The 1,447-nt window shown below is 70.0% G+C and carries 1 protein-coding gene; it reads right to left on the bottom strand.

Annotation, left to right across the window (positions count from 1 at the left end):
- Nucleotides 1-12: 12 nt before the first annotated feature.
- Nucleotides 13-1,329, bottom strand: coding sequence for an ISL3 family transposase (locus CLV70_RS38805; RefSeq protein WP_106131593.1), 1,317 nt, complete (start codon nt 1,327-1,329; stop codon nt 13-15).
- Between the last annotated feature and the right edge of the window lie 118 nt (nt 1,330-1,447).

Genomic DNA, 1,447 nt, shown 5'->3' with positions numbered 1-1,447 from the left:
GGCTCTTCGAAGTTAAGCGGGGTTGAGGTGTCCGCGGTGTCGGCGGGTGGTGGCGGTGCGGGTGCGTAGCCGCTGGTTTTCGGGGTTGCGGAATCCGTAGGCGTCGCGGGCGACGGTTTTGATGACGCGGTTGGTGCCTTCGGAGCCGGCGTTGGTGATGCCGGTGGTCAGGAATGCGTGGATCTGCGGCCACCAGGTCTCGATGGTGGTGGCGAGCCGGTGCAGTTCGGGCAGCTCGGAGGCGGCGCAGCGGGTGTAGAAGCGGTGCAGCAGCCGGTGGACGTGTTCCCGGTCGGGCTGGGTGCGGGCGACCGCGAGTAGGTCGAGCAGGTCCTCTTTCGCGTTCCAGGCGGTCAGGATCGGAGTGCCGATCGTGGCAGGCAGGGCTTGCAGGGTGTCGACCAGCCGATCGACGTGTTTGCCGGACATCCGGGCGGCGCAGCGGGTGAGCCGGTTACGCATGCGCCACTCGGGATCGCTGCCACGGCCGCGGCGTCCGCGCTGGGTGAGGGTGACTCGGCGGCGGACCTCGGTGACGGCCCGGTTGGCCAGTTGCACGACGTGGAAGTGGTCGACGACCAGCCTCGCGTGGGGCAGGACCTGCCGGATGGCTGCCTTGAACACGGTGCACATGTCGATGGCGACCGCTTTCACCTGCTCGCGCCAGGCCGGCGGCCGCTCGGTCAGCCAGCCGGTGACCGCCGCCGTGGTGCGGCCTTCGACCTGGGCCAGCAGCCCTTGCCCGCCGGACAGATCCACGAAGCCGACATGCCAGCGGTCCGCGGTGACCGACCACGAGCCGGCCTGCTGATCCCAGATCCAGTGCGGCTTGCCCCGGCGCACCTCATCGATACCCAACACCGCGACCGGTTCGGGTTCGTCCGGCAGCACCGCGGCGGCGTGGGTGGTGAACGCGGCGGCGACGACCGGCCACGACACGCCGTGGTCGCGAGCCGACTGGACGATCGTGCGCCCGCCATCGGCGACCGCGGCCCCGGCCGCCTGGCGAAGCCGAGTGGTCAGCCGGGCGCGAGCCGGCACCTGGGCGACCTGCTCGGTGAACGACTTCCGTGGGCAGGCGGGAGTCGGGCAGTACCAGCGGCGCTTACGCCAGCGCAGCCGCACCGGCCTACCGGCGATCGGCAGGTCCCGCGGCCGGGTCGTGGTCCACTGCTTGACCCGGACCGCCCGCTGCCCGCACTGCGGACAGCATCGTGCCTGCTCACAACCAGTGGACAAGTTCACCACCGGGACGCCCGCAGCGTCCAGCTCGACCCGCTCGGCGACCAGGCCGTCCAGGCCCAGCAGCCGGGTCGTATCGTTGACCATGCTCGCAGCTCTTCACTTGTGACCGTCCGATCTAGACACTCAGATGATCACTGATGAGCTGCGAGCCCTCACACACGGGTCGGCTTCAGTCACGAACCCCGCTCAACTTCGAAGAGCC

It is taken from the genome of Pseudosporangium ferrugineum, assembly GCF_003002065.1.
Classification (GTDB): Bacteria; Actinomycetota; Actinomycetes; order Mycobacteriales; family Micromonosporaceae; genus Actinoplanes; species Actinoplanes ferrugineus_A.
Note: the sequence above shows the minus strand (reverse complement) of the source record. Positions and strands in the feature narration are given on the sequence as shown.

Excerpts from the sequence above, each read along its gene's own strand:
- CLV70_RS38805 (WP_106131593.1), bottom strand. The coding sequence starts at position 1,329 with ATGGTCAACGATACGACCCGGCTGCTGGGCCTGGACGGCCTGGTCGCC.